Origin of the sequence: Pauljensenia hongkongensis, from assembly GCF_001746855.1 — a bacterium.
GTDB classification, from domain to species: Bacteria; Actinomycetota; Actinomycetes; order Actinomycetales; family Actinomycetaceae; genus Pauljensenia; species Pauljensenia hongkongensis.
The window spans coordinates 751,516-757,901 of sequence record NZ_CP017298.1; the positions used below are offsets into that span (position 1 = coordinate 751,516).

Below are 6,386 nucleotides of genomic sequence, written 5' to 3' on the forward strand. Positions count from 1 at the left end.
GGACCATTGCGGTCCAGGCCCCGCCCCTCGCATCGCACCAACAGGTGCTCCGCGTTGGTGGGTCAGCCGATCCAGCGGCCGGAGGAGTCGAAGTTCTGCCAGCGCCCGTCGACCCACTGGGTGCCGGTCACCATCTGACCGGAGGGCTTCAGGTAGTACCAGTACCCGTCCACGCCCTTCCAGCCGGTGGCCATGGTGCCGTCCTCGTTCAGGTAGTACCAGCTGCCGTTGGAGGCCTGCCAGCCCGTGGTCATCGCACCGGAGGCGTCGAAGAGGTACCAGTTGCCGTCGATCGACTTCCAGCCGGTCGTCATGACGCCGGTGGCCTCCAGGTAGTACAGGCTGTCGCCGACCTTGGTCCAGCCGATCTGCATCTGCCCGGTCGACGGATCCAGGTAGTACCACAGGCTGTTGACCCTGGTCCAACCCGAGGCGCGGCCGTTGGCGCCGTAGTAGTACCAGTTGCCGTCGACTTTGTCCCAGCCGTAGGCCAAGTAGCCGTCGGCGTCGAAGCGGTAGGCGACGCCATCGATCTCAACGACCTCGGAGGAGGGGTGGGTGCCGTCGGAGTACTGGTAGGACCAGCCCTTCCCGGAGTTGATCCAGCGCCCTGTCTTCACCGCGGTGGCGAAGAAGCCGACGGTCTGGGTGACGTCGTCGTCAGCCGCGGCGTCGTTGTTGACGCCCTTGGCGGTGACGGTCGCGTTGACCGGGGTGGCGTCGGACCCGCTCAGGTGCAGGTTCGCCAGGTCGATCAGGCCGGACTCGACGACGACCGAGTCGGCGCCCTCATCGACCGTCTTGGAGACGGTGGCCAGTCCGGCCACGTCCAGGCTCGCCGAGGTCACGGACCCGGTGACGGTCGCGCGGACGTAGACGGTGCCGGACAGGGTCGCGCCCTCCAGGGGCTGCCAGGTCTCGTTGTCGGTGGAGTACTCGACGGCCGAGACGACGGGCTTCTCCTGGTCGCGGGTGACCGCGGCCAGCGCGTTGACCAGGCCGGCGCCACGGTACTCCTTGCCGTCAGCGGGGACCGTGAGGCGGTCGAAGGAGTAGCCGGCCTGCTGCTTGAGCAGGGCAACCAGCTGGTCGGCGGTGTAACCGGGGTGGATCTCCTTGAGGAGGGCGACGACGCCCGCGGCGTGCGGGGAGGCCATCGAGGTGCCGGACAGGTAGGCGTAGCCGGACTCGCGGATCCTGGTCGGGACGGTGGACCACACGCGCACACCCGGTGCGGCGACGTCAACGGACTTGACGCCGTAGTTCGAGAAGTACGCGCGGTCCAGGACGCCCGTGGACGCGTCCTGGCCGTCGGGCAGGACCAGCGCGGACACGGAGATCACGTCGTCGTTGAGCATCGCGGGGGCGTCGACGCCGCCGGTGACGTCACGGGAGAAGGCAGCGCCCTCGACGTCGTTGGGCGAGCTGGTATCGACCGTCGGGTTGTCGTGGTCGTCGTTGGAGTTGCCCTCGGCGGCCACGTTGACGACGCCCTTCTGGTGGGCGTAGTGGACGGCGCGGCTAGCGGCCTCCAGGCCAGCGGCCTGCGTCGGGTCGTTGGGCAGCCAGAACGCCCAGGGATCCATGTAGTAACTCGAGTTGGTCACATCGACCCCGTGATCGGCCGCCCACGTGAAGGCGCAGGTGACGTACTCGGGGTAGAAGCTGCCGTTCGCGTTCGAGGTCTTGATCGCGACCAGGGTCGCCTCGGGGGCGACGCCGTCAACGCCGATCCCGTTGTGGGCAGCGGCGATCGTTCCGGCCACGTGCGTGCCGTGGTAGTGGTCGTCCTTCCAGGCCGAGTAGTCCTGGTCGGCGATCCCGTTGGAGGCGCAGCCGACGGAGCGGGTGCGGTCCACCTGGTCCTTGAGGTCCGGGTGGTCGGCGTCAATGCCGGTGTCCAGGACGCCCACGGTCACCTTCGCACGGGGGACGTCGACCTGCTGGGCCTGGACCGAGCCGACGGCGTACAGGCCCCACGCGTTCGCGTCGCCCTCGTCGGGCGTGAAGTCGGCGTCGCCCTCGGGGGCGAAGTCATTGAGCTGGGAGTTGGGCGACAGGCTGTCGTCGTGGTTGGCCACGGCCTCGGCGACCGCCTGGTTCTCGCCGGGGGTGCCCTGGTTCTGATCCACCTTGACCTCGGCGCCGCTCACCGTGGCGTAGCGCGTGGGGCCGATGGAGTCGTAGGAGATCCCGGCGGCGACCAGGGCAGCTCCGAGATCGGGCGCGAAGGCGGCCTTCACCGACTGCACGAAGAAGGAGTTGAAAACCGGGTACTGGGCGAGGACCACTCCGCCCACGTCACCGGCTTTCGAAACAGCCGTTGCGAAATCCGATTCGGAAGCGCCAACGGGCAGGTTCACGGCATAATTCATGACCTCGTCGCGCTCCCGCGCGGCTGAGGTAATTCCTGGAGTGCCCTCCGCGTGCGCGGTGGGACTGCTCACGGCGACAACGGACAATGCTGTGGCCAGCGTTACTGCGGCGGACAGCATGACCCTTACGGGCGTGCGCGACATCGTGTCCTCGATTCATTCGACGGATGGGACGGTCCCCCGAGCGGCGGAAAAGCCCCTCCACTCAGGATCCCGTCCTTTTATAATGTCGGGGATAACCGGTAAAAGTCCAGCAATATCCACATTTTAAGAACTGTTTACCATGTGCGAACGCCGGGTCCGGGACTATCCACAACCCGCCCACTCCCTTGCCACCACTGCGTTCGACGCACTATCGGGGAAGCGGTGGCAGTGGAGCGGGAGACATATCACTCCCGTATTCCCGTCGGGATCAGACAAAGCACTGACCACCTGTACCACATCCGCCACAAGAAGCAGCGCGCCACCGCGTTCTGAGCGCCGCCGACCGACCAACGCGCGCACGGCCCTCCGGCCTCCGCCCCCGTCGGCAGCAGCCAGAGGACCGAGCCCCGCCACGGCGGCCAGAGACGACCCCGCCGACAGCGCCCGGCCAACGGGCGGGACAGGGCAGTGCCCCGGCCAGCGGCGGCCGCGCCCCGCAGGCGGACGGGGCGGAGGCGGTGCCCCGGTCAGCCCTCCAGGCCCGCGTCCAGGGCGAGCAAGTGGTCCAGGCCCTGCGGCCGGACCAGCCAGTGGGGCTCCCCCGCACCGACGCCGACGACACCGGGTTTGGTGAGCATGTTGTAGTTCGACGCCATCGAATAGCCGTAGGCGCCGGTGGCCGGGACCGCGATCACGTCCCCGGCCCCCACGTCGGCGGGCAGATCCACGTCGCGCACCACGATGTCGCCGCTCTCGCAGTGCTTGCCCACGACCCTGCACCGGGCCAGCCCCTCGGCGCCCTCCCTGCCGGCCAGGGCCGCCGTGTACGACGCGCCGTACAGGGCCGGGCGGATATTGTCCGACATCCCCCCGTCGACGGCGACGTAACGGCGCACGCCGCCACCCGGCAGGGACACGTCCTTCACGACGCCCACCGTGTACAGGGTCAGCGCGGCCGGGCCCACCACGGATCTGCCGGGCTCGGTGCTCACGTGGGGGACTGGCAGGCGCAGCGACTCGCAGCGCTCGCGCACCACCCCCGCCAGGGCGCGCGCCACAGCGGCGGGCGAGTCGGGCACGGGGTCCTGGCCCGTGTAGGCGATGCCCACGCCCCCACCCAAGTCGATGGCCCCCGTCTCCACGCCCAGCTCGTCGCGGATGCGCGCCGCGAAGTCCACGACGACGCGCGCGGCCTCCTCGAAGGCCGCTGTGCCGAAGATCTGCGACCCGATGTGGGAGTGGAGGCCCAGGAACCGCAGGTGGGGGGCCTCGCGGATCCTCCGCACGACGTCCAGGGCCTGCCCGTCGGCCACGGACACCCCGAACTTCTGGTCCTCGTGGGCGGTGGCGATGTACTCGTTGCCGCCCGCGTGGACGCCCGACTTCAAGCGCACCATGACGGGGGCCTCCACCCCCAGCCGTGCGGCGATGCGCTCGACGGCGCCCACCTCGTGGGCCGAGTCGATGAAGATCCTGTGGATGCCGGCCTGGAGGGCCAGCTCGATCTCGGCGTCGCCCTTGTTGTTGCCGTGCAGACCGATCCTGCCCGGGTCCACCCCGGCGCGCAGCGCCAGCGTGAGCTCGCCCAGGGACGCGGTGTCGATCCCCATCCCCTCGGCGGCCACCAGGCGCGCCACTTCGGCGCTGAGGAACGCCTTGCTCGCGTAGAAGGCGTCGCCCCCGGCCATCCCGTAGCCGTCCCAGAACTCCTCGGCCATCGCCGACACCCACACGCGGGCGCGCGCGGCCAGGTCGGCCAGGTCCACGACGAAGAGCGGGGTCCCCAGCCGGCCGGCCAGGTCCGCCATTTCCACGCCGCCGACCTCGAGGGCGCCGTCCGGGCGGCGCTCCGCGCTCCACGGCCACAGGTCCGGGCGCTCGGCGGGCCCGGGGCACACCAGCGAGCCGACTGGCAGGGCGTCCGCCCCATTGGAGCCCGGCATGGTCACATCCTCTCCGGGGCGGCGACGCCCAGCAGCCCGAGTCCGGTGCGCAGCACCTGCGAGACCGCGTCGTTGAGCCACAGGCGCGCGACGTGCCCCGCCTCGACGGGGTCGTCACCGCGCGGGGTGACCCGGCACTGCCCGTACCACGCGTGGTAGGTGCCCGCCAGCGCCTCCAGGTAGCGCGCGACGCGGTGCGGCTCGCGCAGCTGCGCCGCCTGGGCGATCTGCGCGGGGAACTGGGCGAGGGCCCCCAGCAGCTCCGCGTCCGCAGCGGTGTCCAGGGCGGCCGGGTCGAAGCCCGCGTCCCGCCCGACCCCGTGGTCCGCCGCGTTGCGCGCGACGTTGCGGGTGCGGGCGTGGGCGTACTGCACGTAGTACACGGGGTTGTCGTTCGTGTGCTGGGTGAGCAGGTCCAGGTCGATGTCCAGGTTGGAGTCCATCGACACGCGCACCAGCGCGTAGCGCGCCGCGTCGACGCCGACGGCGTCGACCAGGTCGTCCAGGGTCACGATGGTGCCCGCGCGCTTCGACATGCGCACGGGGGCGCCGTCCTTCACCAGGTTCACCATCTGGCCGATGAGGATCTGCATGTTCACGCCGGGTTCGTCGCCGAAGGCCGCGCACATCGCCATCATGCGGCCGATGTAGCCGTGGTGGTCGGCCCCCAGCAGGTAGACTGCGGCGTCGGCCCCGCGGCGGCGCTTGTCCAGGTAGTAGGCGACGTCCGCCGCGAAGTAGGCGGCCTGGCCGTCGGACTTGATGAGCACGCGGTCCTTGTCGTCGCCGTACGAGGTCGTGCGCAGCCACACGGCGCCGTCGCGGTCGAAGACCTCGCCGCGCCCGCGCAGGGTCTCGATGGCGGCGGACACCGCCCCCGAGTCGTGCAGGGAGTCCTCGTGGAAGAACACGTCGAACTCGGAGCGGAAAGCGCTCAGGCGCGCCTTGATCTCCGCGAACATCAGCTCCACCCCGCGGGCGCGGAAGGCCTCGACGGCCTCCTCCTCGGGCAGGCCCACGGGGTCGGGCAGCCCGGCGGCGCGCGCGTCGGCGCGCACCCTGTCGGCGATGTCGGCGATGTACTGGCCGCCGTAGCCGTCCTCGGGCGCCTCGCGGCCCAGGGCGCGCGCGTACAGGGAGCGGGCGAAGCGGTCGATCTGCGAGCCGTGGTCGTTGAAGTAGTACTCCCGCGTCACGCGCGCGCCCGAGGCGGTCATCAGGCGGGCCAGCGAGTCGCCGACCGCCGCCCAGCGGGCGCCGCCCAGGTGGACAGGGCCCGTGGGGTTCGCCGACACGTACTCCAGGTTGATGTCCTGGCCCGCTAACGAGGCGTTCGTGCCGTAGGAGTCCCCCGCCTCGACGATCGTGGCGGCCAGCTGCCCGGCCGAGGAGGCGGCGAGGCGGATGTTGATGAACCCGGGCCCGGCGACCTCCACCGACTCCACGCCCTCCGCGTCGGCCAGGGCGTCGGCGATGAGGGCCGCGAGGTCGCGCGGGGCGGTGCCCGCCCGCTTGGCCAGCTGCATGGCCGCGTTGGTCGACCAGTCGCCGTTGTCGCGGTTGCGGGGGCGCTCGACCCGCACGGGGTCGGGGATGTCGGAGGGGCCGAGGGCGACGCGCCCGTCGGCGGCCGCGTCGAGCAGGACGGCGCGGATCAGTGAGGCTAGTTCTTCAGGAGTCACCCCCCAAGCCTACGGGCAACGGGCGGGGCGGGCGAACCGCCGAGCCCCTCTCTCCATCCCGGTGCCGCGCACAAGGGACGGGATTACGCAACACGCGATCGCGCTGGGCGGCTTGATCCCGCCGTTGTGCACAACTCGTGTTCCGTGATCCAACGCCCTTGTGCGCGCACCCGGGCGCATGCGGGCGCGGGGCCGGGCGGGGCGCACCGGGGCGCGGGCGCGGGCTGTCCGCTCCAATGGGC

General features: G+C 71.0%; 3 protein-coding genes. All 3 read right to left on the reverse strand.

Annotated features, from left to right (window positions below; translation table 11 throughout):
• Positions 1-62: 62 nt before the first annotated feature.
• A complete protein-coding gene (locus BH719_RS03135; protein WP_009743293.1) occupies positions 63-2,519 on the reverse strand; it encodes a S8 family serine peptidase in 2,457 nt (818 codons plus the stop codon).
• A gap of 527 nt (positions 2,520-3,046) precedes the next feature.
• Entirely contained in the window at positions 3,047-4,462 is a 1,416-nt protein-coding gene (gene lysA, locus BH719_RS03140) for a diaminopimelate decarboxylase (protein ID WP_034255190.1), read from the reverse strand.
• 2 nt (positions 4,463-4,464) lie between these two features.
• Positions 4,465-6,144, reverse strand: coding sequence for an arginine--tRNA ligase (gene argS, locus BH719_RS03145; protein WP_009743296.1), 1,680 nt, complete (start codon positions 6,142-6,144; stop codon positions 4,465-4,467).
• Positions 6,145-6,386: the final 242 nt, after the last annotated feature.